The organism is Oceanobacillus piezotolerans (assembly GCF_003665065.1).
GTDB classification, from domain to species: Bacteria; Bacillota; Bacilli; order Bacillales; family Amphibacillaceae; genus Oceanobacillus; species Oceanobacillus piezotolerans.
Genome location: NZ_RCHR01000002.1, coordinates 61,205 through 87,622 on the forward strand (window position 1 = coordinate 61,205; position 26,418 = coordinate 87,622).

General features: G+C 36.8%; 28 protein-coding genes and 2 riboswitches. Of the genes, 5 read left to right on the forward strand and 23 right to left on the reverse strand.

Translation table 11 applies throughout. The features are described from left to right. Positions 1–10: 10 nt before the first annotated feature. Together D8M04_RS04710 and cpaB are read right to left on the reverse strand one after the other, a co-directional pair. Positions 11–1,186, reverse strand: a complete 1,176-nt coding sequence (locus D8M04_RS04710) for an AAA family ATPase (RefSeq protein ID WP_121521764.1) — start codon at positions 1,184–1,186, stop codon at positions 11–13. 17 nt (positions 1,187–1,203) lie between these two features. Further along, positions 1,204–1,875: a Flp pilus assembly protein CpaB gene (gene cpaB, locus D8M04_RS04715; RefSeq protein ID WP_121521765.1), complete on the reverse strand. Its 672-nt coding sequence runs from the start codon at positions 1,873–1,875 to the stop codon at positions 1,204–1,206. Positions 1,876–2,509: 634 nt separating this feature from the next. Here cpaB and D8M04_RS04720 point away from each other — a divergent pair. Next, positions 2,510–2,761 (forward strand): hypothetical protein, encoded by a 252-nt coding sequence (locus D8M04_RS04720; protein ID WP_121521766.1) that lies wholly within the window; start codon positions 2,510–2,512, stop codon positions 2,759–2,761. A 185-nt stretch (positions 2,762–2,946) separates the two neighbouring features. On the opposite strand, the gene D8M04_RS04725 is transcribed toward D8M04_RS04720, so the two are convergent. Further along, positions 2,947–3,222, reverse strand: coding sequence for a YutD family protein (locus D8M04_RS04725; protein WP_121521767.1), 276 nt, complete (start codon positions 3,220–3,222; stop codon positions 2,947–2,949). 137 nt (positions 3,223–3,359) lie between these two features. Here D8M04_RS04725 and D8M04_RS04730 point away from each other — a divergent pair, with 137 nt between their 5' ends. Then, the gene (locus tag D8M04_RS04730; protein WP_121521768.1) at positions 3,360–3,911 is read left to right on the forward strand and encodes a YhcN/YlaJ family sporulation lipoprotein; all 552 of its coding nucleotides are present in this window, start codon (positions 3,360–3,362) and stop codon (positions 3,909–3,911) included. A gap of 85 nt (positions 3,912–3,996) precedes the next feature. Then, positions 3,997–4,944, forward strand: coding sequence for a M23 family metallopeptidase (locus tag D8M04_RS04735; protein WP_425464007.1), 948 nt, complete (start codon positions 3,997–3,999; stop codon positions 4,942–4,944). Positions 4,945–4,985: 41 nt separating this feature from the next. Here D8M04_RS04735 and D8M04_RS04740 read toward each other — a convergent pair whose 3' ends face one another. The 4 genes from D8M04_RS04740 to yunB form a co-directional block, all read right to left on the reverse strand. Further along, complete coding sequence (locus tag D8M04_RS04740; protein WP_121521769.1) at positions 4,986–5,093, reverse strand: methionine/alanine import family NSS transporter small subunit; 108 nt, start codon at positions 5,091–5,093, stop codon at positions 4,986–4,988. 1 nt (position 5,094) lies between these two features. Then, entirely contained in the window at positions 5,095–6,627 is a 1,533-nt protein-coding gene (locus D8M04_RS04745; RefSeq protein ID WP_121521770.1) for a sodium-dependent transporter, read from the reverse strand. Positions 6,628–6,820: 193 nt separating this feature from the next. Beyond that, entirely contained in the window at positions 6,821–8,371 is a 1,551-nt protein-coding gene (locus tag D8M04_RS04750; RefSeq protein WP_121521771.1) for a Na+/H+ antiporter NhaC family protein, read from the reverse strand. Positions 8,372–8,525: 154 nt separating this feature from the next. Then, positions 8,526–8,701: riboswitch (Lysine riboswitch) on the reverse strand. Positions 8,702–8,742: 41 nt separating this feature from the next. After that, on the reverse strand, positions 8,743–9,546 hold the full coding sequence (gene yunB, locus D8M04_RS04755; protein WP_246001121.1) for a sporulation protein YunB: 804 nt from the start codon (positions 9,544–9,546) through the stop codon (positions 8,743–8,745). Positions 9,547–10,056: 510 nt separating this feature from the next. Here yunB and D8M04_RS04760 point away from each other — a divergent pair. Further along, entirely contained in the window at positions 10,057–11,628 is a 1,572-nt protein-coding gene (locus tag D8M04_RS04760; RefSeq protein WP_121521772.1) for a BCCT family transporter, read from the forward strand. 395 nt (positions 11,629–12,023) lie between these two features. On the opposite strand, the gene D8M04_RS04765 is transcribed toward D8M04_RS04760, so the two are convergent. The 16 genes from D8M04_RS04765 to D8M04_RS04835 all read right to left on the reverse strand — a co-directional run bounded on the left by D8M04_RS04765 (position 12,024) and on the right by D8M04_RS04835 (position 25,754). Continuing rightward, a complete protein-coding gene (locus D8M04_RS04765; protein WP_121521773.1) occupies positions 12,024–12,335 on the reverse strand; it encodes a YunC family protein in 312 nt (103 codons plus the stop codon). 73 nt (positions 12,336–12,408) lie between these two features. Then, positions 12,409–13,806, reverse strand: a complete 1,398-nt coding sequence (locus D8M04_RS04770) for a bifunctional metallophosphatase/5'-nucleotidase (RefSeq protein ID WP_121521774.1) — start codon at positions 13,804–13,806, stop codon at positions 12,409–12,411. Between the two features lie 12 nt (positions 13,807–13,818). After that, positions 13,819–14,637: a sulfite exporter TauE/SafE family protein gene (locus D8M04_RS04775; protein WP_121521775.1), complete on the reverse strand. Its 819-nt coding sequence runs from the start codon at positions 14,635–14,637 to the stop codon at positions 13,819–13,821. A 169-nt stretch (positions 14,638–14,806) separates the two neighbouring features. Next, complete coding sequence (gene sufB, locus D8M04_RS04780; protein WP_121521776.1) at positions 14,807–16,204, reverse strand: Fe-S cluster assembly protein SufB; 1,398 nt, start codon at positions 16,202–16,204, stop codon at positions 14,807–14,809. Between the two features lie 22 nt (positions 16,205–16,226). Beyond that, entirely contained in the window at positions 16,227–16,661 is a 435-nt protein-coding gene (sufU, locus tag D8M04_RS04785; protein ID WP_121521777.1) for a Fe-S cluster assembly sulfur transfer protein SufU, read from the reverse strand. Next, positions 16,648–17,871: a cysteine desulfurase gene (locus D8M04_RS04790; protein ID WP_121521778.1), complete on the reverse strand. Its 1,224-nt coding sequence runs from the start codon at positions 17,869–17,871 to the stop codon at positions 16,648–16,650. The genes sufU and D8M04_RS04790 overlap by 14 nt, the downstream gene beginning before the upstream one ends. Further along, on the reverse strand, positions 17,871–19,181 hold the full coding sequence (gene sufD, locus D8M04_RS04795; RefSeq protein ID WP_121521779.1) for a Fe-S cluster assembly protein SufD: 1,311 nt from the start codon (positions 19,179–19,181) through the stop codon (positions 17,871–17,873). Before sufD ends, D8M04_RS04790 begins: the two co-directional genes overlap by 1 nt. Positions 19,182–19,358: 177 nt before the next feature. After that, positions 19,359–20,144, reverse strand: a complete 786-nt coding sequence (gene sufC, locus D8M04_RS04800; protein WP_121521780.1) for a Fe-S cluster assembly ATPase SufC — start codon at positions 20,142–20,144, stop codon at positions 19,359–19,361. A 469-nt stretch (positions 20,145–20,613) separates the two neighbouring features. Beyond that, entirely contained in the window at positions 20,614–20,784 is a 171-nt protein-coding gene (locus tag D8M04_RS20130; protein WP_187695405.1) for a YuzK family famiily protein, read from the reverse strand. A 190-nt stretch (positions 20,785–20,974) separates the two neighbouring features. Then, entirely contained in the window at positions 20,975–21,859 is an 885-nt protein-coding gene (locus D8M04_RS04805) for a MetQ/NlpA family ABC transporter substrate-binding protein (protein ID WP_121521781.1), read from the reverse strand. 51 nt (positions 21,860–21,910) lie between these two features. Then, positions 21,911–22,567, reverse strand: coding sequence for a methionine ABC transporter permease (locus D8M04_RS04810; protein ID WP_121521782.1), 657 nt, complete (start codon positions 22,565–22,567; stop codon positions 21,911–21,913). Next, positions 22,557–23,588, reverse strand: coding sequence for a methionine ABC transporter ATP-binding protein (locus tag D8M04_RS04815; protein ID WP_121521783.1), 1,032 nt, complete (start codon positions 23,586–23,588; stop codon positions 22,557–22,559). Before D8M04_RS04815 ends, D8M04_RS04810 begins: the two co-directional genes overlap by 11 nt. A gap of 118 nt (positions 23,589–23,706) precedes the next feature. Next, a riboswitch (SAM riboswitch) is annotated at positions 23,707–23,816 on the reverse strand. A gap of 292 nt (positions 23,817–24,108) precedes the next feature. Beyond that, entirely contained in the window at positions 24,109–24,420 is a 312-nt protein-coding gene (locus D8M04_RS04820) for a thioredoxin family protein (RefSeq protein ID WP_121521784.1), read from the reverse strand. Positions 24,421–24,432: 12 nt separating this feature from the next. Further along, complete coding sequence (locus D8M04_RS04825) at positions 24,433–24,798, reverse strand: toprim domain-containing protein (protein ID WP_121521785.1); 366 nt, start codon at positions 24,796–24,798, stop codon at positions 24,433–24,435. Positions 24,799–24,941: 143 nt separating this feature from the next. Then, positions 24,942–25,325: a glycine cleavage system protein GcvH gene (gene gcvH, locus D8M04_RS04830; protein WP_121521786.1), complete on the reverse strand. Its 384-nt coding sequence runs from the start codon at positions 25,323–25,325 to the stop codon at positions 24,942–24,944. 72 nt (positions 25,326–25,397) lie between these two features. Continuing rightward, positions 25,398–25,754 (reverse strand): arsenate reductase family protein, encoded by a 357-nt coding sequence (locus D8M04_RS04835; protein ID WP_121521787.1) that lies wholly within the window; start codon positions 25,752–25,754, stop codon positions 25,398–25,400. 121 nt (positions 25,755–25,875) lie between these two features. Here D8M04_RS04835 and D8M04_RS04840 point away from each other — a divergent pair, with 121 nt between their 5' ends. Continuing rightward, the gene (locus D8M04_RS04840; protein ID WP_121521788.1) at positions 25,876–26,409 is read left to right on the forward strand and encodes a VanZ family protein; all 534 of its coding nucleotides are present in this window, start codon (positions 25,876–25,878) and stop codon (positions 26,407–26,409) included. The last annotated feature ends 9 nt before the right edge of the window (positions 26,410–26,418 follow it).

A 26,418-nucleotide genomic window follows, 5' to 3' on the forward strand; every position in this document is an offset into this window, starting at 1 on the left:
CCCTCCTCTCTTACTTCAACTCACTAAGCACCCATTTCCTTACATTCTTTGCAACTAGTGGCATTTTCTTCTCCTTTGCACCCTTGCGTATTGGTTCACCTTTATTAATTAATGGATAAATTCCTTTCTTATCCACTTTGATCTTTGCTACAACCGGAGAGTTTATAAATTCTTTCAAATCAGATGGATTTAACTCATTATTTTTTTCAATACCATTTATTACAAGTTGTAGTCTTCCCTTTGTTTCTAATCTCAGCTTTTGAAATAGGTCGTTCACATTTTTATAAATTCGAAGTGAAGGTGTATCCAATGTCATCACATAGTTAATTAAATCCGATTCTCCCAAAGCTGCAAAAGTAACAGGGTCAATATGAGAAGGCAAGTCAATAATAATGAAGTCATATGCCCTTCTGCAGGTCCGCAGTAACTTTATAACATGATCTTCATGAATGGATTCTGCTATTTCTCCATCTTGAGGACTTAAAAGCAAGTCCAAACCAGAATGAGGTTCTTTAACAACTACATTATGTATATGCTGTTCATTTAGCTCGTTCATGACTGGGATTAAATCTGCTATGGAGCGTTCGCTTTCTATTCCCAAATATGTATCCCCGCCACCATACTGAAGATTTAAATCAATAAAGAGAACCTCTGCAGTTGACTCGAATTTCATGGTCTGAGAATACAAGGTTGATAACAAAGAACAGCCCACTCCACCTTTGCCACTAAAGAAGGAATATATTTGGCCCCCACCTTTTTTTAATGCTTGAGTAGTAGCAACAGCTTCATTTTTAGATATTTTTTGTTCTTGTAAAACCCGTTTCATTCGTATTAATCGTTCATTTAATGTGATAATTTCATCAGGCAATACAAAATAATCATTCACACCAATTCGAATCAAATCTCGCAGCATGATGAAATTTTCTTTATAAGAGATATAAAGTATGACTGGTGAGTAAGAACTATTTAATTCACTTTGAATTTGTTGAATAAATTCCATACTAGGAAAATCCTCAGAATCAACGATAAGCAGGATATCTGGTAAGGTTTTTACCATCTCTTTAATTGCTTGATTATGAGAAACGGTATATAAATCGATCTCATCCGCAAAGGATTGCTTTGATAATTGATTTTTTACTTGTTCATCTTCACAAACTAATAAAATCTCTATCCCATCATTCGTCATTTTCAAGTCCTCCGTAACTATTCTTTATCCCTGTTAGTTGATTGCGTATTTTCTGCTGTTTCTAGATTATCTTGGTCTTTACCAGAGTTAGCCTTTAGTACTCTTACACTATCTGCATAATTTTGGACATGAATAAGGGATGGGGCTTCTTCCACAGCTACTTCGAGTGTAACGTTAGGATTCCCTTCCTCGTTTGTCTCGACGTTAGCAACTGGAATATCTCTCATAAATATCTCTGTTTCCGGACCTTCCTCCGTACTCTGTGAAACTACTATATCTACTCGATCCAGTGCTTCAAGATTTTGGTCAAAGTGTACATTATCCCATTCTGAGAACAGCTTAACTAATCGATTACCTTCTTCTGTCACGTCAGAATATGGCCGCAGCATACTGGTCGTTAAAATATCACCTTCCAGCAATGGTACAATGGATACTTGATCTTCTAATTGATTTAAAGATAGTATGTGTGCATCCGTTATAAACCGATTGGGAATTTGCATCGTTCTCACATGTTCACTGCTTATTGATTCTCGAGATGGAATGTTTTTGTCTGCAATATATATTTCTGTCGTTTGTCCTAGATTTTCATTTAAATCCGCATATGTATTAAAAAACATTAAGCCGGCTATTGCAGCTAAAATAAAAGAAAGTGTAATAAATATAAGTGCTCTTCTCTTTGATTCAAACATGCTTCACATTCCCTTCTCCTGTTATTCACTACTAAATTATTAATTACCTAGTGGATTTTCTCTATAGAGGAAAATGCTGGTTAGTAGGTCGCTCTATCTAAACTTTTAAACTAATTAGCAAAATATGTCAATTTGAGCAGTAATCCTTTCGCAACATTAGACATTAAATTAGTCCTATTTATGAAACCCAAATGTAAACAAAAAAATATAATTTGAGAACAATACAAAAGATAATTAATGACAAAGTAGGATAATCCCAAAAGATTCGACAGGCATAAATGCACAAGTTTAAATATTGCTAGTTATAAGTGTTCATTTATTATTACTATTTGATTACAATCTCTTTTTTTATAATGAAAAGAAATGCTTTTAGCTTGAATTATTCTAATAATTTTAACCCGAAGCTCCATTAGCTGAACCAAATTTCGCGCTTTTTCTAGTTCCACACTCCCTGAATCATAACCCTTATTTATATGTATTAAAGGAGCAGAAACTCCACTATAAATGCCACATTGAAAATGAAGTAAAATCCACTTTTTATTAAAACCAGTAGGACAGGTATGGATCCAATCTTCACATATAATCACTAATTTAGTGAAAGCTACTGTTAAACAATTTTTGGAGGAAAAACACGATGCCAAAAAAACACCAAAGAAAATTCACCAATTTCGAAGCGATCGAACGTTCAAAAAATGAATTGATACCAGAGGAATTTCCAGAGGGGGCTTTTGGCTCCCCAGTTAATTCAAAAGAACCTGTGGAAGGAAAATCGACACCTTGGGAAGAAGGCCAGAAAAGGATGAGTGCGTTTGTTTATCCAGATGAGGAGCAGCACGATGATTTACCTAGACAATTACCAGGGAGTCACCCTCTACATGATGAGTGATTTACAATTAAAACAGGGCACAAGAAAAGGAGCATAACTTATTAAGTCATGCTCCTTCAACAATGTTCTATTTGTTAATTCCTTTGAGGTTTACTAGTCAGAAACTACGGGTACATTGCCCTTTAAATTTATAGTGAGTAAACTAGTTACTTTGATATTTTCTAATTGCTGTATTGGTATTGTCCCTATTTTGCCACTTTTTTTAAAACAAAATAAGCACAACCAAAGTTACAGTATTCATATAAATAATCATCTAAGGCACCAATCTTCGTTTCAAAAGAGGCTTTTGTGTTTCGATCTTGGTAGAACCCCTTTAGGCGAAGCTGGTTATATCCCCAATCCCCAACGATAAAATCATATTTAGCTAAGATATCAGAATATCGATCTTTAAAGGCACTCTCTTGGAAACCATCTTTTATATTCTCAATTAATTCATACTTTTTCCCATGCAGTTCTATCAACTCAGGTTCACCTCTCTTAAGCTGAATCTATTTTACCACATTTTCCCCGTCTGTTCATTAGCATAAAATAAATTGCATGAATTCTTGCTGATTTACCAAACTAGAAAAGAGAAATCATCATTAAGGAGGAAGAAATGATGTACAAGAAGAATGGCTTACTAATTATCCTACTTGGTCTCTTTATTATAGGTGGCTGTACGGGGAATAACAATGCTACCCAAACCGAAGATATTTCAGACCCACTTAATCCGGACAGAGAAACTGAGAGGAATACGGAGTTTAATGAAAAACTAGGCTATGTTCACTTCTCTAAGGATGAAATCGACGTTGAGGAAGAAACAAGATCTGCAACCATTGATAGAAATCAATATGCAGACATGATAACAAGAACCATACTCCAAAACGATGGTTTTGATGAGGTAGCAACACTTGTAACAGATCAAGAGGTACTTATTGCTTATGAAAAATCGGGCGACTTAGGCAGTGAAGAAGCTGCAGATATTGCTGTAAAGACAGCAGAATCTTTCATGCCTCGTTTTTTTGAAGTATACGTATCAGATAATCCTGCTCTAATCCATGATATCCAAAGTTTGCACAATTCAACAACGAACCGTAACTACGATAATACGATTAACCAGATTATCAAAGAAATGAAGAAGACACCACAAGGAATGACTAACAATAAATAGCCATGTAAGAAATTACATGACAACAAACGATAATAAAGCCAGGAGGTGAGAAAGTTTGTACGGTAAGCTTCAAATCGCAGTTACCATCCAACTGTTACTTCTATTTGTTGGATTTAATACAGTGGCTTTTGCGGAAGAAAAAGAACCGTCGATTTATGACGAGCGAATGGCATTATATAAGAAAACAGAGACATTAACTCAAATACCATGGATTTACTTTGCAGCCATCGACAACTTTGAACGCAATATACAGGATAGCAATGAACCTGAAAAGGTAGTATCTATAAATATTCCCGATGAAATTTGGTTTGGAATTGGAAATAGCGGCAGTAATACCGATACTCAAATCATTAACATATTCGAGGGGAAAGGAAAAGATGGCAATGGTGATGGAAAGGCAGAAATCGATAATCCAGAAGACATTTTATATACCATGGCAAATCTCCTTTTAGAGTACGGACCAACAGAAGACGATATCAAAATAGGGCTATGGAATTATTATAAGCGTGATCTGACAGTTCAAACAATCATGAATACATCCAAGGTATTCCGTAGATTTGGAGATATAAATTTAACAGACCGTGATTTTCCTGTTAACATTAGATACAATTATAGTTATCGTAATACTTGGGGAGACCGTCGTGGTTTTGGAGGTCTACGTATGCATGAAGGTACAGACATTTTTGCTGATTACGGAACTCCTGTTCATTCCACCACATATGGCGTTGTTGAAGTGATGGGTTGGAACTTATACGGAGGATGGCGTATCGGAATCCGGGATATTTATAATATCTATCATTACTATGCTCACATGAGCGGTTTCCAGGAAGACTTACAAGTTGGGCAAGTCCTGAAACCAGGAGATGTAATTGGAAGTGTTGGTTCTTCTGGATACGGCCCACCTGGCACGTCTGGTAAATTCCCTCCACACCTTCATTATGGAATGTACAAGGATAACGGATATAGCGAATTTTCATTTGACCCTTTCCCATATTTAAACAAATGGGAACGAATGGCAAAAGAGAAGAAATAAGAACAAAGCCTCTACCATTATTGGTAAAGGCTCTTATTTTTTCATTCCGGATCTTTCGCTCGTTTCATGGCGTGGCGAATGCTTAATCCAAGTCCACCCCAGATAATAACAATCCCAATAACCATAAGGAGAATTGCTCCAGCTGTCATATTATTTAGCCTCCCTTGTTTCTTCAGTTATTTTTGTTGGGTCTTTTTTCCATTTTGTTAAAGAAATAAGAATCCCTATTACAAGAGCTCCTGCAGCTACAACCCAGCCACTATAGAGGATAAATGTGTCTGAATATCCTTCGTAGTTCCCTGTAGGTGTATCGAACCGCTTCAATAGATTCTGAACAAATAATTGAACCATCATAAACCCTAATATGATTGGAGTAATGATACTTAGACTAATCGTCCACCAAGCTCCTAAACGAATATCAGACACTTCATCTGCATGTGCTTGCAGGTCTTTTACTTGACGTAGGATCCATGTGACTACAACTACTTCTACAAGACCAATAAATGCAACACCAAATTGGTTAATGAAGTAATCAACTGCATCTAAGAAGAACAATCCACCTTGAGTGGCATAGAGCAAGGAAAGAATAGCAGATAATCCACCACCGTATAGAACTGCCTTCGTACGAGTTATTTTAAACTTATCCATTAGGGCAGAGATATAGGCCTCTGAAATAGAAATTAAAGAAGTTAACCCCGCAAGTACAAGCGATACAAAGAACAAAATACCAATAAAACCATTTAAAAATGGGAGTTCATTAATAATTTGCGGGAATACCACAAAAGCTAAACCGACTCCACCTGCTACCACTTCATCAATTCCAACTCCCGCTTGACCTGCCATAAAACCAAGCGTGGCAAACACACCGATACCTGCTAATAATTCAAAGCTGGAATTACCAAAACCAACAATAAACGCATTATTTGTAATATCCGATCTCTTCGGCAAATAACTTGAGTAAGCAATCATAATAGCAAAAGCGATGGATAAACTAAAGAATATTTGTCCGTATGCTGCAACCCAAACATCAGGGGACATAATAGCTTCAAAATCAGGTTGAAAGAATGCATTTAAGCCTTCAATGGCACCTGGTAAAGTTAGCGCATATATCACAATAAATAAGAATAAGACCACTAGTAATGGAAGAAAAATTCGGTTGGCTATCTCTATTCCTTTCCTAACCCCTGCAAACAGGATTACGAAAACAACAGCCCATACTATGATTAAGGGAATAAGAACACCTGGTACTATGCTACCTACCTGTCCTGGAACCTCCACAATTTGCAAATACTCATTAAACAAAAAACCTTCCGTATCCGCTCCCCAGCTTTGGTTAATTGAGAAAACAGTATACGACATGGCCCAAGCAAGAATGACCGCATAGTAAGTAGAAATAACAAAGGCAACTAAGGCACCCCACCAACCAAGCCATTCTGCCTTTTTGTTCATCCGACTAAATGATAATGGAGCAGAACCACGATACTTGTGACCAATGGTAAATTCCATAATTAATAATGGAATACCCGCAGTTAGTAAAGCAAAGAGATAGGGAATGAAGAACGCCCCTCCACCATTTTCATATGCCACCGCTGGGAAGCGCCAAATGTTACCAAGACCAATTGCTGAACCTGCAGCTGCTAAAATAAAACCCGCTCTTGTGCCCCATTGAGATCTTGTTTCCATAAGAATAACCTCCTTTTAGCTAACTTCCTTAGTCAGTATTTGAATCCGCTTACATAAAATTAATATTTTAAATATTGTTACTATACATTATTTTCATGTGTATTATACCGTACTATCACGTTATGTCAATTTTTTCAGATAAATTTTTTAATTAAAAAGAATTCCCTCACCTAAAGGGGTGAAGGAACTCTTTTTATGCCTTTCTTTTTGAAAGGCTGTGAATAAGAAAACTAATTCCAATTAATACTCCTAAAGTAATAACCAGTGATAGCACTAGTTGATGCGTAAAGCCAACAATTAAATATCCAATCACTCCTACTGAGGCTGCAAGTAGTGCATATGGTAATTGGGTAAGCACGTGGTCAATGTGGTTGGAACCTGCACCTGTTGACGATAGGATTGTTGTATCCGAAATCGGTGAGCAATGATCACCAAATACAGAACCAGCAAGAACAGCTGCTAGAGAAGGCAGCAGCATTTCCATATCTGTCACTACAGCAACTTCTGCTGCAATTGGAAGCATAATTCCAAATGTTCCCCATGATGTACCAGTTGCAAGTGCCATAAACCCAGCAATGATAAAAAATAGAACCGGCAGGAAGGAAGCGCTGATGGATGCTTCACTGAATTTCTCTGCAAAGTATACTCCTGTTTCCAATCTATCAAGAATGGAGCCTATCATCCAAGCTAAGATTAGAATATAGATGGCGGGAAGCATCGTTTTAAAACCCTCTACAAAGATTTTTCCAACATTCGCTTTTGGCTGATCTAACTGCAGATGGAATAATAAGGATAACAATACAGCAGCAGCGCCACCAATAGTGAGAGAAAGATTTACATTCGTATTAGCAAAAATAGTTAAGATCGTAACATTGTCACCACTCGCATATGCACCAGTGATTATCATGGATAACACGGTACCGACTACAAGAGCAATAATCGGCAGAATTAAATGATAAACTTTCCCGTTCTGATGCGGTGTAAAAGTATCACTTAGGTCTCCAGGTGCATGACTTGAGTTAGGATCGAGCAACTCTCCTGTTTGTAAAGCACGCTCTTCATGTTTACGCATTGGACCAATATCCATTTTCAAGCAAGCCACTAGAAATACAAGAATAATGGCAGAAATGGCATAAAAGTTTAATGGAATTATTTGAATAAAAGCTGTAAAAGGCTCTATATTTGTTATTTCATTCGCTGCAAATATTGCTCCTAATATCCCAATAATATACGCTCCCCAACTAGAAATTGGAGAAATAACTGTAGCTGGTGCTGCAGTAGAATCAATATAATATGCTAGCTTTGCACGTGAAACACGATGTCGGTCCGTCAAAGGCCTAGCAATTTGACCAACTGCTAAGCTATTGAAATAATCATCAATAAAAATAATCATGCCTAGTATACCTGTCATTAATTGCGCTCCGACTCTAGTCTTCACACGCTTCATCATCCATTCTCCAAATGCGCGACTGCCTCCAGAAGCTTGTAAGAATGCAGTCATCATTCCAAGTAATAGCAAGAATGCTAATAATAAAATATTCCCGGTATTTAAAGCACCCTCTGAAATAAAGATTCCGTAGAATACAGTCCATATTTCTTTTAGAGATGCTAAAGGACTAAAATCATGAATAAATAATGCTCCTAAAATAATACCTGCACCTAATGACAATAATACTTTCCTTGTTACAATAACAAGGATGAGCATTAATACAGCAGGTATAATCGAATAAATAGTTCCTTCCATGTTGCTTTACCTCCGTGTAATGTTTTTACATACAAGCGGGAAATTTGCTGACTTCTCTTTGAAATGCATCAGGATGTTGTTTTTTTGCATACAAAAAGCAAAGATAGAAAATAACTTATCTTTGCTTCATACAAAATATACGTTATCCTCCATTTCGATCAGTAGTTCTCCACGCACACTTGCTGCATGACAGTATGCCCCTTATTCAAGAACATACCAGCTATAATAAGTTTGACCCTTATTACGCTTCGGCAAACAAACCTTTCATCAGCACTCATCGTTGTCATTCTCCTGCTAACTAATTATTTTGCCTGCGCCTCTACCTCACCGATCTGAGGTTGAATATGAATTTATGACACTACTATACTAGATTATTCATCATCTTGCAAGTCTGCATTCTCATTCTCAAAATCGGACTTAGGAACTGAAATAGATGGTCCTTCCCCTCCTCCTCCATAAAACTCAGGTACGTCGCCTATAATAGCTCCCCCATCTATATAAATCTCCGTTTGGAGGGATTCCACTTTAGAGATAAATGGGATTATAATTTGGACATCTGCCTGAACATCAATGTATAGTGTTACCCATGATCCTGTAATGCCAAACGGTTCTGTTTCTCTTTTGACATTTGTTTTTACAGCTCCAACGAGTTCTAAATTAATTGGGATCTTAGGACCGAGATTGGCAAGAACTGTATTGCCTGTTACCTCTCCTAGGGGAATTTCTATTAAGGTCGGATCAAGTTTTGCACGGTCTTTCGCTCCATCACTATAGTCATATGGTTCTTGGAGGGAATAATCATAAGCAATTGGATCTCCTCTATTCATATTCTGGAAATATTCTTCGACTCGATCAGTCGCTACACGATTAATCTCACTTACCACAGCTGGATTCCAGTTATACGTTACCACATTGCCCTCATTATCATATGTAATATCAAATACCTCATTAAACTCATAATCCTCAGCAAAACGAACTGCTGAATTAATCGCCCTCGTAGCAAATTCAGTTGTTTTCCGTTCAGCAATTTGAATTATAGTTGGGGTAATCTTCTTATCGACATACCATATACTAATTGATACCCCTAGAATAAATATAATTATCGTCATTAGGAAGATATTTTTCCCTGGAGAAGCTGCAAATTTTTTATTATAACGTTTTTTTCTCGGCCCCAATCTAAAAACCCCCCCTAACACAGAGTATGCTTGTATTAATTGGGTTAGACTAAGGAATGTTTTGACTCCTTTTTAAATGGGTAAATATAACCAGCATATCTTTGTAATACTTAATGTACCTATTCGCAATATCCAAATTAGGGTGATTCTGCATAACCAGATTTTTGTTTTATTAACTTAAAGGAAAATCTCTCATTAACATACATAAATAGTTCTTAATTTGATAGAGTTTCAAAACGAGATTTATTGATGTTAGATAACAGAAGTTAACATCTACTAAATATTTGCTCTAACAATTAGACCTAATTTGTGTGGCACAATGTTTTTATCAAACCATATCTCTTGCTAAATAAAGCATTATAAGTTGTGAAAATAAATTCAAAGTTATGCCAGCAGCAAATATAGCATTCTCCTCGTCGTCTTATCCCTTTTGTTTTAAATCAATTTTTGACTATGTTACTATGTAAAACGTGTATCTACTATACAAATGTGAAAAGGATGAAACTTTTTATGAAAGAAAAAAGAAAACAATTTTCCAATGTATTTACTTATTCTGCAATCGTTGTCGGTATACTGGTACTACTAGGCGCCGTTTTTCCTGATGAATTTGGGGAAATTTCTGGAGCTCTTGGCGCATGGATTACAGAAACTTTTGGCTGGTATTACATGACGGTCTTCACGCTTATTCTATTTTTCTGTATATTTCTTGCTTTTAGTCCAATCGGCAAACTTAAATTGGGTAAACCAACTGATAAACCTGAATTTAAAACGATATCATGGTTAACAATGCTGTTTAGTGCTGGTATGGGGATTGGCTTAGTATTCTATGGTTCCTCTGAACCAATTTCACATTACTTAGCTCCCCCTACTGCTGACCCTGAAACAAAAGCTGCTTTAGCAGAAGCAATGAGATCCACTTTTCTGCATTATGGATTTCATCCATGGGCTGTATACGGCATTGTTGCACTTGCATTAGCTTATTCGCAGTTTAGAAAAGGGGAAGTTGGTTTATTATCTAAAACATTACGGCCTATTCTTGGAGATAGAGTAGATGGTCCTATAGGAAATGTTATTGATGTGTTGGCGGTGTTCGCAACCATTATTGGAGTGGCTGTTTCTTTAGGTATTGGAGCGATGCAAATTAATGGCGGCTTGAACTACCTCTTTGGAATTCCTAAAAACACGCTAGTTCAAGGAATTATCATTGCTGTTGTTACTGTGTTGTTTATTTATAGTGCTTGGAGTGGATTAAGTAAAGGAATTCAATATCTAAGTAATTTAAATATGATATTAGCAGGACTATTATTTCTTGCTGTCTTAATTCTGGGGCCAACTTTATTTATTCTTAATATGGTGACAAGTGGAACTGGTAATTATTTAAATTCATTATTATTTAACAGTTTAGATGTAGCTCCCTTAAACGAACAAAAACATGAGTGGCTGCAATCTTGGACTATATATTATTGGGGTTGGTGGATGAGCTGGAGTCCATTTGTAGGTATATTTATTGCAAGAATTTCAAGAGGTCGATCCATTCGGGAATTTATTATTGCGGTATTACTCGTTCCAACCATTGTAAGTATATTCTGGTTTAGTGCGTTTGGTCTAACAGGTGTGGAAGTCGCGCAAAATGCACCCCAAATATTTGATATGCCACCTGAGACTCAATTGTTTGGTATTTTCAATGAACTGCCTATGAGTGTCATTCTTTCTCTTATTACTTTGGTTCTTATTGCTTGTTTTTTTATTACTTCAGCCGATTCGGCAACATTTGTCTTAGGCATGCAGACTGCATTTGGAACTTTAAATCCTGCGGGTTTTATAAAAGTTGTATGGGGGTTATCTCTATCAGCGATTGCATATATATTGCTTTTATCAGGTGGAGAAACTGGTTTAAATGCACTGCAGTCCGCCGCAATTATAGCAGCATTGCCATTTAGTATAGTAGTTATATTAATGACTATTGCTTTTTACAAAGCTGCCAATGAAGAAAGAAAATACTTAGGATTGACCATTACACCGAATAAAAAAAGAATGAAAGAATATATTGACTCGATTAACGAGCAAGAGAAAAATAGTTAATCTAGAATAAGGCTGGGACAAATGTGTTTGCCGAAAAGGAAAAACCGAACGAAATAGCGGAGACAACCGCTGCGGAAATATACTTCGCTTTCCACGGGCGGCTGCTGAGCCTCCTCGAGACTGTCGTCTCTGCGGGGTCTCACCTAGGCCTATCCTCCCGTAGGAGTCTACGTATATTCCCTCCGCTAAATTAGCACATCGTTCGACTTCTTTGTTAAGCAGTTTAGTTATGTCCCAGCCTCATTCTTCACAAACTTCAATTAGGAGTGCTAAGTAAACCTGCCCTATTAGTCGATTGATAGGTTTGCACAATTACTTAACTCCGCAATATTAGATAATGATTATTCCGCTAAACCCCCAAAATAAAATGCCTTCCAAATGGAAGACATTTATATTTACGTAAGCTTCAACAATGCTTCCTTGCCCGACATTCCAACTTCCCAACCATATAACTCACTGGAAGCCTCCGTAATTTTTGCAAGGGGGGCATGCAAAAGTTGGTCAATTGTTCGGACGCCTTCAGCACGACCACAAATTACATTCCGCTGTTTTAATTTTTCATTTGCATCAAAAAAATCAACGTCAAGTGCAGCACACATAATATAACCTATATCATTGGAAATAATAAGCAGGGTTGTTTTCGGAAGTTCCACTGTTGTTTCTATAAACATTTTCCCCTCTAATTCAAGTGGCTTAACAGTCATCATACATTTTCCGCCTCCTTCAAAAGATACATTATATCTTTATGCTGGAGGGGGAAAATATGTCACTCATCTAGTTTTAACCATAAACACGTTTTAATGTCTCCACTAATAAGTCACGAATAAATTCAGGTAAGAAATATTTTTTAGTTTCAGATCTCGCTATTTCAGGTAACAGCCTGCCGAATGTAAAAGTATCAGCAGTTGCCACCTGATAAACAGAGTCCCGATCTATCTCGTTACCATCATTACAAGTTACTTTCTTTACGTATTCCTCCCCATTTTTATGATGACCTGTTTCCACATTTATTCCAGCAAACATCATGCGTCCTAGTACTTCTCCACGGAAACCAAAACCTTTTAGCTTGAGTTCGGTAAAGTCTTTTGTAAAAGAAGCACGAATCACTTCGATTAATTCATCTCCAGCCAATTCTACCACAACAGGATTAATTGGATGTGGACAGATACGATGAACATCCCTATATGTCACAGACCCGGCCGAAAACTGATCCAATAATAACCCCGCATTAAGCATCGCACAATTTGCATTAGTATAGGATAATAAGGTATTAGTAAGCTCCTGCATGATCATTGTATCAGCAAACCACTTCACTTCAATTGGTCTATTGATTTGAACAATAGGATCACCAAGAAGTTTGTCAGCTTCATCTTGAAGCATCTGTAAACCCTGTTCTGTTTTTAAATCCTTTGGATAATTTGTAATATCTACTGCATATGCTTGCTTGTCTACCAGCCTTTTCTCAAGATGGTCCCAGGTTAGTATAACTTCACCTACGAAATAGCAATGCTTGCCAGCCGCCGTTATTAATGTTTGGTTTACACTTTCCCCTGTTCGCAATAAGTGGTGTGTATGTCCTCCAATAATTAAATCAATATCCGGATATCTTCTGGCAATCTCTTGATCTTCTGTAATTCCTAAATGAGAAAGTAAGACAATAATATCCGCCTCTTTTTTTAATTGCTCTACATAATGATCGAGTGCTTCAAATTCAGAAGAAATATGCCAATCCAGCAGCTCATAATAATCATTAAATGGCGCAGTAAGACCAAGTAACCCAATTTTCACACCTGAATTTGATTTGATTATAACATTGCGTTCTAACCAAACCGGGTTCTCTTTTCTTAAACTATGTAAATTTGTACATACAACTTGATACTCAGCATCATCATAAAGGTGAAACAAGTCTTCATGTGAAAGTGTAATTCCTTCATTATTCCCGATAGTTGCTACATCATAATGAAGATCATTCATTAATGCAACATTTGCTTTTCCCATAAATGCTTCTGAGATGGGATGAACTCGGTCCATATGGTCACCAATATCCACGAGCCAATAATTCTCATTTCTTTCTTGCCTTTTCCCTGTTTCTTCCTTTATAAAGCCTGAAACTCTTGGCCATTGTTCAAAATTGCTATGAAGATCATTTGTATAGTAAAAGTATAAATTCTCTTTCATTTGCTAAGCTCCTTATGAAAGTCCTTGAAAAATCATTCGAACACCGATCAAAATGAATAATATCCGTAATACCCATTCCAATGTTTTACTTGATAAAAGCTGATTTACTTTAGCACCAAGTTTTCCACCTAGCCATGCACCAGGGATGAAAAGTAATACATATTCCCACTCGATATGACCTAAGATGATATGAGTGAAGGAACTCGATAGACTGACAAAAAAAATGATAAACATAGAAGTTGCTGTTGCGATATGTGCAGGAATTCCGTATAACAGCATCATTGCTGGAACGATAATGGAACCACCACCAATTCCAAATAGCCCGGATAGAATACCAACGACTATTGAAAGAATAAACGCTCCTGCCATATTTACGCGGTAATGATATTCTTTTCCTTCCAGTTGAATGGTGCGTACTCCCTTTTTATTTGAAGGTATTTTTCTAGTATAAGAGTCCTTCTTTATGAATAAGAGTAATGAAATGAAAATCATTAAACAACCAAAATACAATAAAAATTCATTTGCATGAATAAACTGATTTAACCAAGAACCAAGCATTCCACCCGGGATACTGCCACTCAGGAAGATAATGCCTGTTCGATAATCCACCCGCTTTACTTTAACGTAAGCTAATGTAGATGAAAGACCAGTAAAAATCATCGTCAATAATGAAATTCCAACAACTGTTTGCGGTGTTGCCCAACTAAATGCATCTGAAATATGCTGGAGAAAGAATAAGCTAGGTACAAGAACAAGCCCGCCACCTAAACCAGCAATCGCCCCTACAAATGCAGCAAGTGTTCCAATCAGTAAGCAAATAATAATGAACACATGAATACCCCTTTTAACTAACGAGTTCTACCTTAATATTAGCATTGTTTGAGTTGGTTTCCTACAAAGATGGATTTCATTTTAGCAGATAATATAGTAAATAACATATTTCAGTATTAAAAAAACAACCCTATCCAGCAAATTGCCAGACAGGATTGTTGTATTATTATTAACCAATTGAACCTTCCATCTCAAATTTGATAAGACGGTTCATTTCTACTGCATATTCCATTGGAAGCTCTTTTGTAAATGGCTCGATGAAGCCCATTACGATCATTTCTGTTGCTTCTTCTTCTGTTAAACCTCTACTCATCAGGTAGAATAGTTGTTCTTCAGATACTTTAGAAACTTTCGCTTCATGTTCTAGTGAAATATTATCATTGTAAATTTCATTGTATGGAATAGTATCCGATTTTGATTCATTATCAAGAATCAATGTATCACATTCGATGTTGGAACGTGCACCATCTGCTTTTCTTCCAAAGTGAACAAGTCCACGATATGTCACGTTTCCACCTTGTTTAGAGAAGGACTTGGAAACGATAGAAGATGATGTGTTTGGCGCTAGGTGATACATTTTTGCACCTGCATCTTGCACTTGTCCACGTCCAGCAATCGCGATAGAGATGGTATTTCCGCGTGCACCTTCACCTTTTAAGTGGATTGCAGGGTATTTCATTGTCAGCTTGGAGCCGATATTACCATCAATCCACTCCATTTGTGCATTTGCATCACAAGTAGCACGTTTTGTTACTAGGTTGTATACGTTATTCGCCCAGTTTTGAATCGTAGTATAACGGCAATAACCGTCTTTCTTCACGATAATTTCTACAACGGCACTGTGCAATGAGTTGGTTGTATAAACAGGTGCTGTACAACCTTCTACATAGTGCACAGATGCGCCTTCATCCACGATAATCAACGTACGCTCGAACTGACCCATATTTTCTGAGTTAATTCGGAAGTATGCTTGTAGTGGTGATGTTGCTTTTACTCCTTTTGGTACATAAATGAAAGAACCACCAGACCAAACCGCGGAGTTCAACGCTGAAAATTTGTTATCGGAATATGGAATCACCGTACCAAAATACTCTTTGAACAATTCTTCATGTTCTTTCAAAGCAGTATCAGTATCTTTAAAAATGATTCCCATTTCTTCTAAATCCTCTTTTAAGCTATGATAAACTACTTCAGATTCATACTGAGCAGATACACCTGCAAGATACTTTTGCTCTGCTTCTGGGATTCCTAACTTATCAAAGGTTTGCTTAATCTCAGCAGGTACCTCATCCCAAGTTCTACCTTGTTTTTCAGATGGTTTTACATAATAAACAATCTCGTCAAAGTTTAACTCGGCTAAATCTCCACCCCATTGTGGCATCGGACGTTGATAAAAGTGTTCCAATGCTTTCAAACGATAATCTAACATCCACTGTGGTTCTTCCTTTAACTTAGAGATTTCTTCTACGACTTTTCTCGTTAATCCTCTTTCCGTACGAAAAACAGAAACGTCTTTGTCACGAAATCCATATTGGTACTCTTCTATCTCTGGTGCTTTTTTAGACAATGATAAAACCTCCTTTAGATAGTTACTTCTCTTCGTTCACACCTTTTTCCATTGCTTTCCAAGCAAGGGTTGCACACTTTATTCGAGCTGGAAATTGAGATACTCCTTGTAGGGCTTCGATATCTCCTAAATCTATATCGGTATCCAAATCTTTCCCCAGCATCATATCAGAAAAGAGTTTAGACATCTTTAACGCATCTTCTATTGTTTTCCCTTTTACCGCTTGCGTCATCATGGATGCAGATGACATGCTAATGGAGCATCCTTCGCCTTCAAATTTCGCATCCTTAACCAGTCCATCTTCTACTAGTAATTGAAGCTGTATGCGGTCACCACAAGTAGGGTTATTCATATCAACGGTTACCGAATCTCCTTCAATATTTCCGCGATTTCGAGGGTTTTTGTAATGGTCCATAATCACTTGTCGGTATAGCTGATCAAGATTATTTAAAGACATCGCCAAAAAACTCCTTCGCTTTAACAAGTCCATCCACTAACTTATCAATATCTTCTTCTGTATTATAAAGATAAAAACTTGCACGTGCTGTGGCAGTTACATTGAGCCATTTCATTAATGGCTGTGCACAATGATGTCCTGCGCGAACAGCGATACCTTCACTATCTAATACGGTAGCTGTATCGTGTGGATGAACATCGTCTAAGTTAAATGTAACTAGACCTGCACGTTCTTCTGGGCCGTAAATAGTTATCCCATCTATCGTGTTTAAGCGTTCCACAGCATACTTCGCTATTTTTTTATCATGTTCAAAAATAGCATCCATTCCAACTTGCTCAAGAAAATCAATTGCTGCACCTAATCCGATAGCTCCAGCGATAATGGGTGTACCTCCTTCAAATTTCCAAGGAAGCTCTTTCCAAGTAGAATCATAAAGATCTACAAAGTCAATCATTTCACCGCCAAATTCAACTGGTTCTGTTTCTTCTAGAAGTTCTTGTTTTCCGTAGAGTACACCAATACCAGTTGGACCGCACATTTTATGTCCAGAAAAGGCATAGAAATCACAATCCAAATCCTGTACGTCTACTTTCATATGAGGAGCACCTTGAGCTCCATCTACAACGAGAATGGCTCCTTTTTCATGAGCAATTCCGGCAATTTCTTTAATTGGGTTTATCGTACCCAGCACGTTCGATAGATGTGTAATCGCAACAATTTTTGTTTTATCTGTTACAGTTTTTCTCACATCGTCTAATGACACGCTGCCGTCTTCTTGTAAGGGAATATATTTCAGTGTTGCACCTGTTGCTTTCGCAGCTTGCTGCCAAGGAATGATATTACTATGATGCTCCATTGGAGTAGTCACAATCTCATCCCCTGGTTGCAGCTTCTGACGGGCATAACCATATGCAACATAATTCAAGGAAGTTGTTGTTCCTCTAGTAAAGATAACTTCCTTTATACTTTTTGCATGGATAAATTTCCTTACCTTTTCCCTTGCGCCTTCATATTTATCTGTCGCCCTTGTTCCTAGTGTGTGTACACCGCGGTGAACATTAGAATTGTCTTGACGATAGTAATCATCTAGAGCTTCTATAACAGAAATTGGCTTTTGAGATGTTGCAGATGAATCAAGATAGACCAATGGCTTTCCGTTCACTTCTTGGTTGAGTATCGGAAACTGCTCACGAATCGCTCTTGAATCCATTAATAAACTTTCCTTTCAATAACCTGTGTTAATTGTTTCTTCACCGATTCAATTGGTAATTGAGAAACTACAGGTGCTAGGAATCCATGGATTACTAATCGTTCTGCTTCTTCTTTTTTCAATCCGCGGCTCATTAGATAGTACATTTGTAAAGGATCAACACGACCAACAGATGCAGCATGTCCTGCTGTTACATCATCTTCTTCGATTAATAGAATTGGGTTTGCGTCACCGCGTGCATCTGCACTTAACATTAATACACGTGATTCTTGCTCAGAATTGGATCCTGAACCACCATGCTCAATTTTACCAATTGCGTTGAAGATCGTTGTCGCTTTTTCCTTCATTACACCACGCTGCAGGATAAATCCATCTGTTCCTTTACCATGCTGTACAATGTTAGCAGTGAAGTTCTGAATTTGTGTCCCACGCCCTACAGTAACAGCATTCGCTTTAGAAGTAGAGCCGTTACCAATTAAGTGTGTGATGTTTTCAGATACTGTATTACCTTCGTTCATTTGACCAAGAGCCCAGTCAATTGTTGCATTATCATATGCAACTCCACGACGATTCACATAAGAAGTAGTACCTTCAGCAAAATTATCCACTGCGCCATAAGAGATTTTTGCATTGTTATGGGCAAACACTTCTTCAACAATATTTGCTACTGTCTGCTCTTCTACATTACTAGAAACGTAATTTTCTACATATGTTAATTTACTATTTTCATCCGCTACAACGATTACATGGTTAACAAGCGCTAACTCCGGATCTTCCTGCCAGAATACAACTTGCAACGGTTCTTCAATCTCTACATTTTTAGGAACATAGATAAATGCTCCGCCATTTACTAATGCTGCATGCAGGGCAGTTAAACGATTTTGATCTACTGATACTGCATTATTCATGAAATATTGTTCAACTAAATCGCTATGCTCTTTCATTGCCGTAAAGATATCTGTAAAAATAACACCTTTATCTTTTAATTCATCCTTTAATGCTGCATATGCAACAGTATGATTACGTTGAATGAGCAGATTTTCAGGCAGATTATCTTGATCAAAATAGTCTTTTAAGACATCTGGCAACTCCTGTAAAGAAGGAATAGTTTCTCCAGTTGTATACTCATGTTTAAAATCGGAAAAATTCCATCTTGTAATCTTCGTTTTATCTGGCTTTGGCATTTCGAGCGTTTCTGCTTGTTCTAAAGCTTGTAAACGTAGAGAACGCATCCAATTTGGTTCATTTAATGTATTTGAAAACTGTTCGATATACTCTTTATCAAATGGAAGCTTTGTTTCGACAGCCATGTTACTCCTCCTAACTATTAGTGCGTGTTCAAAAAGGAGGATGAAAAGGACCGAGAAGTTCGAGGCGGCTTAGCTTTGAGCAACGAAACGTATGCAATTGATACGTGAGTAGCGGAAAAGCTAACCAACGAAGAAATTCAATGCGTCATTTTCACCGGACTTTTTGAACAACCTCTATTACGCATTTTGTTCTACTGTTTCGTCTTCGATTCCTAATTCCTCTTTAATCCACTCATATCCTTCAGCTTCAAGGCGTTTTGCTAATTCTGGACCACCTGATTTAACAACACGTCCTTGCATCATAACATGTACAAAATCTGGAGTGATGTAGTTAAGCAGACGTTGATAATGCGTAATAATTAAGCATCCAAAGTCTTCTCCGCGCATTTTATTAATCCCTTTCGATACAACCTTAAGTGCATCGATATCTAAACCAGAGTCAATCTCATCAAGAATGGCTATTTCTGGTTTCAATTGCATTAATTGAAGGATTTCATTACGTTTTTTCTCCCCGCCTGAGAAACCTTCGTTTAAATATCTTGTTGCCATGTTTTGATCAATTTCTAAGTACTCTAAGTCTTTATCTAATTCTTTAATGAATTTCATTAAAGAAATTTCATCGCCTTCTTCTCGGCGTGCATTAATAGCAGAACGTAAGAAGTCAGAAGTTGTTACCCCGCTAATTTCACTTGGATATTGCATTGCTAAGAATAAACCTGCACGGGCACGCTCATCTACTTCCATCTCTAACACATCTTCACCATCAAGTGTGATAGAACCTTCTGTTACTTCATATTTTGGATGTCCCATAATTGCAGAAGCAAGAGTAGATTTACCAGTTCCGTTCGGTCCCATGATTGCGTGGAATTCTCCACCTTTTATAGTAAGGTTTACACCTTTTAATATCTCTTTGTCTTCGATTGATACATGAAGATTTTTGATTTCTAATACTGATCCTGACATAGCTATACCTCCAAGTTTCTGTATTTTTTCGCAGATAAGTAAAGTATATACTTTCTTAACTGCATAAGTGCAACTAAGGTTTTGCAAAAAAGCTTAGCAAAACCCAAATTTGCTAATCGCTTATGATAAGAAATGAATATAATATTCATTCTCAATCTATTCTCATTACAATCTTAAAGCATTTCAAATTAATTATCAACTCTTTAACGGCACGTTTTCTTATGGTATAGCAAGCCTTTTGGGCAGGTATGCAAGTATAAACTTATTTACTCCCGTTCCTGCAGGCTTCTGCATTATTTAAAGAATTTTTATATGTATGTATTTATTTACAGTTTAAATGAAAACGTGCTGGAAACCTAATAGATTACCAGCACGAATGTTTATGTTAATCAGCTTACTGTACTTCGTCATCACTTAAGAAACAGTTCTCAACATTTTGAACGAAGACTTCACTAAGATAAATTAACCCTTATTTATGAACTTGAGCATTTACCTCTGACAAGATTTGTTTACTTTTTTGATAGCTTGCTTCCCGGCTTTTTTCTACTTTCAGTCGGTTAGACAGCTTTCTTTCATATTCAGCGTAATTCATTCCGTGGGATTGTTCCATCGCTTTTTCCATTTCACTTGTATACTTCATAGCGATTTGATTATCATCCTTTCCTCTTGAATAATGTAATGATAACAGCCGTCAGATAATACAACAACCATCATTTGGTGTACTTATTCCCGATTTATAGGATTCTAATCTTCTCAACTAATTGTGAAGTATTACATTCTTACAATTCCAAGCATATACGCTCCCATACTGCTAAATACGAAGAAATTGCTTATTTGTCTCCACCTACTGGTACAACAGCACCACCATAATTTTCTAAGATAAAGTTTTGAATCTCTTCAGATTGTAGTACTTCTACAAGTTTATTTAATGCTTCATTATCTTTGTCTTCAGAGCGAACTGCTACAACATTTTCATAATTAGGATTGTCACCATCATGGAATAATGCGTCATCCAATGGACTTAGGCCTGCTTCAATAGCATAATTCCCGTTAATGGCAACAAGTGCATCTTCTTCGGATTCGTACATTTCAGGTAAGAAAGCGGCGTCCACGTCAGGTGAAAATGTTAAATTAAGTGGATTCTCTGTAATATCATCCACTGTCGCTGCTGATTTTTCTACACTTTCATCTAATTTGATTAATCCTTCAGCTTCGAAAAGCGCTAATATACGAGCATGGTCCGAAATGGAACGACTTATGATTACTTCTGTATTCTCTGGAATATCATCTACACTAGTAATATTTTTAGAATAAATACCCAATGGCTCGATATGGATACCTTCAATATAGTCTAAATCATATCCTGTATCTGAAACTGTTAGTTCTAGATATGGAACTGTCTGGAAATAGTTTGCATCTAATGTTCCATTTGCTAAATCATCATTTGGCAATATATAATCTTGGTATTCTTCAATTTTTAAAGTAATTCCTTCTTCTTCAAGAATTGGTTGTGCCTCTTTTAAAATTTCTGCGTGCGGTGTACTAGATGCACCAACAACAATCTCTGCTGGTTCGTTGGAAGATTCCTCGGCACCTTCTTCATTACTTCCCTCTGCAGCATTATCAGTATTTCCCTCTTCTGTTCCACCATTACCACATGCAGCTAATACAAGTGCTATAAATAAAATAGCGAACAATGATAAAATCTTTTTCATTTGTCATTCTCTCCTTATTCTTGTTTTATCTAGCTAAGCGCTAGTGCTTTTTTATCTTTTATCAAGTTTTTTAGAGATAAAATCTCCAATAAACTGAAAAATAAACACGATAATAAGTATTAAGATCGTACATAGTAAAACCACATCAAATTGGCGGCGCTGGAATCCGTAGAAATAGGCATAGTCACCTAGTCCTCCTGCTCCAATTACACCAGCCATCGCAGTGTAACCAATTAAAGCAATTCCTGTTACGGTAATCCCTGAAACTAATGCTGGCATTGATTCAGGAAGCAAAACTTTAAAGATAATCGTTCTCGTTTTTGCCCCCATTGATTTTGCTGCCTCAATCACACCTTTATCGACTTCACGAAAGCCAATTTCTACAAGTCGTGCATAAAACGGTGCTGATCCAAGAATTAGTGCTGGCAACGCTGCAGTAGGCCCTCTTGTCGTATTAAACAAGAAATCTGTAAATGGGAAAAGCAGTAGAATAAGAATAATAAATGGGATCGCACGAAATACGTTTACCACTGAGGAAACAATCATATTGAAAAATTTATTTTCCCAAATGTTATCTTTAGCAGTTAGGTATAAAAGCAAGCCTAGAATAATTCCTATAATAACGGTACCTATTAATGCAACAATCGTCATATATAATGTTTCGTATGCTGCCACTAATATTTCATCCATGCTTATTTCACTGAACATCGCGAACTACCTCCACTTCTACAGTGGTTTCGCTTTGAATAAATTCAATTGCCTGTTGAATATCCGGTTCTTCACCTTTTAGTTGAACGAACATAGTACCATAGCCACCACTTTGGGTTTGTGTGATTTTCCCTTGTAAGATGTTAATATCTATCGGGAATTTTCTAATTACTTTGCTTATTAACGATTCGTTTGCTGCATCCCCAATAAAATGAAGTCTAACAAGCTTACCTTCTTTATAAGTAGCAAGGATTTTCTCCGTATCTTCTGCCTCATCTGTTTCTCCCATTATTTGCTGTACAAATTTCTTTGTAACAGGTTTCTTAGGATTGGAGAAAACGTCCAACACATCACCCTGCTCTACTATTTTCCCTTTCTCCATAACTGCTACTCGACGACAAATTTTACGAATAACATGCATTTCATGAGTGATTAATATTATCGTTAAACCAAGCTTTTGATTAATATCCACTAATAAATCAAGGATCGAATTTGTTGTTTCTGGATCAAGTGCTGAGGTTGCTTCGTCACACAGCAATAGCTTTGGCTTATTAGCAAGCGCCCGGGCAATGCCAACTCGCTGCTTTTGGCCTCCACTTAACTGAGAAGGATACGCATTTTCTCTTCCGCTTAGTCCGACTAAGTCGATAAGCTCCTGTACCCGTTTCTCACGCTCTTGTTTTGCTACCCCTGCTATTTCGAGTGGGAAAGCAATGTTATCTTTTACTGTACGAGACCAGAGTAAATTGAAATGTTGAAAAATCATTCCTATTTCCTGTCTGGCTTTTCTTAAGTCTCTTGTATTTAATGATGTAATCTCCTGCTCGCCAATTTCAATACTCCCTGAAGTTGGCTCTTCAAGACGATTCAGCAAACGGATAAAGGTACTTTTTCCAGCACCACTATAACCGATGACACCGAATATTTCTCCTTCTTGAATGTTAAGGGTTAAATCATCAACAGCATTGATTTTTCTGTTATCAGATGTAAAAACCTTTCGTAAACCCTTAATCGAAATCAATCTGCTACCTCCTTTTGATGCATAATCAAATACCTTACCTTATATCTAATATACCCCAAAACAAAAACGTCTTCCTGTTAAGAGAACAGAAAGACGTAATATCTATAAGTCTACCGTTCTCTTATCTTTCAGAACAAAAGCTCTGCTGGAATTAGCACCTTTTTCAAAGTAGATTTGAAGGTTGCCGCGGTTTCATAGGGCCAGTCCCTCCCCCGCTCATGATAAGAGATATCGTATTTGATTATTTAACTCATTAAAGTATGACTTTTATACTAGCACATGCTTTGTATACTGTCAACATAAATGAGTAAAGCAATGATAAACAGCGATTCACTCGGCTCCAGCAACTGCCAATAAAAATTAATAAAAAAACCGCTGCGGAAATATAAAACGTCTTCCGCATGCGGCTGACTTACATCTCAAGCTTATGCATTGCAGAGTTTCAATTAGGTCTACTTATAGAACTCTGCTAATTAATTTTCGTACTTATAGATAAAGTTGATTAGCCTTTTCCCAGCTTTCACTGTTTCTTGAATAATTCCGGCTTATATTCCATTAAATATGAATATATATTCGCTATAGATTTGAAAGCATATACTTTTTCTTTAATGATATTATCTTGTTTAATTAGAAGACATGGGACACTTTCTATTTGGTTCTCCTGCATGAATTCTGGATGAAAGGAAGCGTTCCTTTCATAAAAAATATCCTGTTTATGAATATCCTCGATTTTTTCTAACATCGCTCTTGCCACACTACAGGTGCCACAAAACGGAGTATAGATATATAAAAGGTAATTTTCTTTACTGTGTTCATCAATTAGTTCCTGCAAAAAAATACCACCCTATATTTCTTTCATTAGGAAGATTGGATTTACTGAAAAATGTTTGCTTACTAATGCAGTTGCAAGTATATGTTCAGGAGTTGTTGCTACCTCTCGGTATTCACTGCTGATATAAATATGATCGGCATGAGGAAGTTCTCGGGCTAATTGCTTTCTTAATTTCAATCCCGATTTGTCCTCGTCGACAAAAATAAACACATCCTTTTCGTCTAAGTGATAGGTTTCTAATAAATCATCAAAACGTTCCACGCCAAGCGTTCCATTTGTACAAACAATCGTCACGTCATCATTAATTACTTTTTGTAGTTGCCGTTTATCTGTTAACCCTTCCACAATGATTACTTTGTCAGACTCTGTCATTATCATCCCACAGCACTCCTTAAGTAAGCAAACGGATGCTTATTTTAATGAATATTCAATTTTATTTAAAGTATATGAATTAATAAAGGATAACTATTCACAATTTAGGTTAAAGCTGGATAAGCAATGAAACCACGCTTAATCACAAATTATTGATCAGTTAATTCTTTATAAGCTTCTGAGGAAAGCAGTTGTTCCAATTCAGTTTCATCTGATAATTCAACAACAACCATCCAGGCTTTTTCATAAGGTGACTCATTGACATACTCTGGACTATCTTCTAATTGGTTATTAACTTCTACTACTTTTCCACTTACAGGTGCATATAATTCAGATACTGTTTTTACAGATTCTACACTGCCAAATGGTTCATCCGCAGTTAGTGTATCACCAACTTCTGGAAGTTCAACAAATACAATGTCACCTAGCTCATCTTGTGCAAAGTCTGTAATCCCAACACGTACTTTTTTTCCTTCTTCTTTTTTAACCCATTCATGTTCTTTTGAATATAATAAACCCTCTGGTAAACTCATACTATCCCTCCAAGTACATAATAATTTAACTATACCGTCAAAACTTCTATATTTCTAGTAGCGCAGCAGTTGTTATCCCCAGTTTTCTTGGAATGTCTCTTCTTTAAATCCAACTGTTACCTTTTCGCCATCTGAAACGATAGGGCGCTTGATAAGCATCCCATCTGAAGCTAAGATTTCTGCCATCTCTTCTGTGCTAGCGTCCGCAATTTTTTCTTTTATATTTTGTTCACGGTATTTTTTTCCACTAGTATTGAAGAATTTCTTTGCAGGTAAATCACTTTGTTCTATTAAAGATAGTAACTGTTCCTTTGATGGCGTTTCCTCTACTATATGTATTGCATTATAGTCGACACCTTGGTCATCAAGCCACTTTTTAGCTTTCTTGCAGGTTCCACAATTCGGGTACCAATAAAATGTTACTGCCATATTTTCCCCTCCATTACTGAATATATCATTATCTTATCATGTTTATGTTGATAGTTAAATATTCCTTCCTTCTTGCAATTATATAGGATACCAATTACCTTTAAATAGAAAGGAGGCTTTCATGAGTTATTTGGAGTCGTTACCCTACCCTATTATGATTCTTAGTTTGCTTGTTTACATACCCTTACGATATTTCTACCGAAAGAAAAAGCAAATCAACACTTCTTTTATTAAGGAAACAATATATGTGTCCTTTATTTTTTATTTAGAAAGTATTCTATATTTCACTATATTCTCTTCCATCGAAAAGGGTACAGGCGAAATAATAGGTGTCAATCTTATTCCTTTCCAAACGATAATCCAATATATGAAACTATTTCAGACAGATTATCTTCTCCACGCCTCCGTAAATATAATTGGAAACATCGTTGTTTTTATTCCACTTGGAATCTTTATTGTGTTGTTAAAAAAACACGCCTCTTTCCTTTATACAACTATAGTAGGTCTCATTAGTTCACTTAGCATTGAAATAACACAGCTGATACTATCTTCATTCAATTTCATGTCAAGAAGCTTTGATGTCGATGATTTAATTCTGAACACCCTGGGAGTGTCTATTGGCTATTTCATCTTAGCCTGGAAAGGGAAGAAATAGAAAGAGCCT

Excerpts from the sequence above, each read along its gene's own strand:
- D8M04_RS04710 (WP_121521764.1), bottom strand. The coding sequence starts at position 1,186 with ATGACGAATGATGGGATAGAGATTTTATTAGTTTGTGAAGATGAACAA.
- cpaB (WP_121521765.1), bottom strand. The coding sequence starts at position 1,875 with ATGTTTGAATCAAAGAGAAGAGCACTTATATTTATTACACTTTCTTTT.
- D8M04_RS04720 (WP_121521766.1), top strand. The coding sequence starts at position 2,510 with ATGCCAAAAAAACACCAAAGAAAATTCACCAATTTCGAAGCGATCGAA.
- D8M04_RS04730 (WP_121521768.1), top strand. The coding sequence starts at position 3,360 with ATGTACAAGAAGAATGGCTTACTAATTATCCTACTTGGTCTCTTTATT.
- D8M04_RS04740 (WP_121521769.1), bottom strand. The coding sequence starts at position 5,093 with ATGACAGCTGGAGCAATTCTCCTTATGGTTATTGGGATTGTTATTATC.
- D8M04_RS04745 (WP_121521770.1), bottom strand. The coding sequence starts at position 6,627 with ATGGAAACAAGATCTCAATGGGGCACAAGAGCGGGTTTTATTTTAGCA.
- D8M04_RS04750 (WP_121521771.1), bottom strand. The coding sequence starts at position 8,371 with ATGGAAGGAACTATTTATTCGATTATACCTGCTGTATTAATGCTCATC.
- D8M04_RS04760 (WP_121521772.1), top strand. The coding sequence starts at position 10,057 with ATGAAAGAAAAAAGAAAACAATTTTCCAATGTATTTACTTATTCTGCA.
- D8M04_RS04765 (WP_121521773.1), bottom strand. The coding sequence starts at position 12,335 with ATGATGACTGTTAAGCCACTTGAATTAGAGGGGAAAATGTTTATAGAA.
- D8M04_RS04770 (WP_121521774.1), bottom strand. The coding sequence starts at position 13,806 with ATGAAAGAGAATTTATACTTTTACTATACAAATGATCTTCATAGCAAT.
- sufU (WP_121521777.1), bottom strand. The coding sequence starts at position 16,661 with ATGTCTTTAAATAATCTTGATCAGCTATACCGACAAGTGATTATGGAC.
- D8M04_RS04790 (WP_121521778.1), bottom strand. The coding sequence starts at position 17,871 with ATGGATTCAAGAGCGATTCGTGAGCAGTTTCCGATACTCAACCAAGAA.
- sufD (WP_121521779.1), bottom strand. The coding sequence starts at position 19,181 with ATGGCTGTCGAAACAAAGCTTCCATTTGATAAAGAGTATATCGAACAG.
- sufC (WP_121521780.1), bottom strand. The coding sequence starts at position 20,144 with ATGTCAGGATCAGTATTAGAAATCAAAAATCTTCATGTATCAATCGAA.
- D8M04_RS20130 (WP_187695405.1), bottom strand. The coding sequence starts at position 20,784 with ATGAAGTATACAAGTGAAATGGAAAAAGCGATGGAACAATCCCACGGA.
- D8M04_RS04805 (WP_121521781.1), bottom strand. The coding sequence starts at position 21,859 with ATGAAAAAGATTTTATCATTGTTCGCTATTTTATTTATAGCACTTGTA.
- D8M04_RS04810 (WP_121521782.1), bottom strand. The coding sequence starts at position 22,567 with ATGTTCAGTGAAATAAGCATGGATGAAATATTAGTGGCAGCATACGAA.
- D8M04_RS04825 (WP_121521785.1), bottom strand. The coding sequence starts at position 24,798 with ATGATAATGACAGAGTCTGACAAAGTAATCATTGTGGAAGGGTTAACA.
- gcvH (WP_121521786.1), bottom strand. The coding sequence starts at position 25,325 with ATGAGTTTACCAGAGGGTTTATTATATTCAAAAGAACATGAATGGGTT.
- D8M04_RS04835 (WP_121521787.1), bottom strand. The coding sequence starts at position 25,754 with ATGGCAGTAACATTTTATTGGTACCCGAATTGTGGAACCTGCAAGAAA.
- D8M04_RS04840 (WP_121521788.1), top strand. The coding sequence starts at position 25,876 with ATGAGTTATTTGGAGTCGTTACCCTACCCTATTATGATTCTTAGTTTG.